The organism is Aminobacter sp. P4_D5 (genome assembly GCF_056401815.1).
This window is the reverse complement of the sequence record NZ_JBFUIP010000445.1, coordinates 1-998: the sequence shown is the minus strand read 5'-3', so window position 1 is coordinate 998 and position 998 is coordinate 1. Positions and strand designations below refer to the sequence as shown.

General features: G+C 72.9%; 1 protein-coding gene and 1 pseudogene. Both read left to right on the top strand.

The window, feature by feature from the left end; translation table 11 throughout:
- A pseudogene (locus AC1DWF_RS32630) lies at window positions 1-762 on the top strand (hypothetical protein); the annotation flags it as partial.
- Window positions 762-998 (top strand): hypothetical protein (locus AC1DWF_RS32625; RefSeq protein WP_476842659.1); only part of this gene is annotated, 237 nt, incomplete at its 3' end. The pseudogene AC1DWF_RS32630 and the gene AC1DWF_RS32625, both read left to right, overlap by 1 nt.

Genomic DNA, 998 nt, shown 5'->3' with positions numbered 1-998 from the left:
CGTTACGCGATGTTCGAGCAGGGGCTCCTGGACGTCCAGCGTTTCACCGGGCTGGCGGCGACGATCACGCAGCTCGGACTCAGCGCGGCCGCCGCGGTGGCGTCAGGCGGCACCACCCAGGCCCTGGCCGCCGCCTCCACTGCGGTGGGCGGTGCGAACGAGGCGGTCAGCCAGCAGGTCCTGGTCAACCGAACCGCCACGGCACTGCAGTCCTCCATGCAGGCCCGGCGCAACGAGATCGGCTGGCGGATCCGGCGAGGCCTTCGCCGCACGGCGGACCGCTACCCGCTCGGCTTCGCGCTGTCGGATCTGCTGGCTTACTATCGCGCCGGCACGCTGGTCGGCGCCACGATCGCGCTCAGCGAGGCGGCCAGCAACCAGGCGATGAGGGCGCGTGAGCGCCTGGATGACGAGACGGAGGGGCGCACGCCCCCTCCCGCCGATACGGGCAAGCCACCCGCACCCGCCGGGCGCCCGCCGGCTTCGCCTGCCGTGCGGCCCGCTGCCGTGGTGCCAGCCATCGCGGGGGCCATCCCCGTCGCGGGCGATCCCGCCGCCGACGCGCTCCGCCGGATGATCGGAGACCCATCCCTGACCGCGGCCCAGCGGCGCGCCAACCGGGAGGCGATCCTGGCCGCGATGAGCGCCGAGGGGATGACCGGCCTCACCGTCTCGGACTTCGTCGCGGCGCCGGGGCGCGAGGCCGATCGGCTTCGTGTGCTGAACCTTGTACGCCCCACCGCCCCCACGGGAGGAAACTGATGCCGAGCCCCATCCGCGGCCCTTTCCCCTCCGGGGATGCCTTCGCCGAGTTCAAGATCAGCACGGAGGAGGAGGCGGTGGACCAGGGCCAGCCCGTCTTCGTGGAACAGCTCAAGGACGCTGATGATCGCATCTTCGCCCAGATCGTCACGCTGAGGCCTGTGTCGCCGCAGCCCATGCCCCAACCGGCCAAGCCCCCCGTCGCGGTGATGGACCAGCCCGCACCGGCCCCGGCG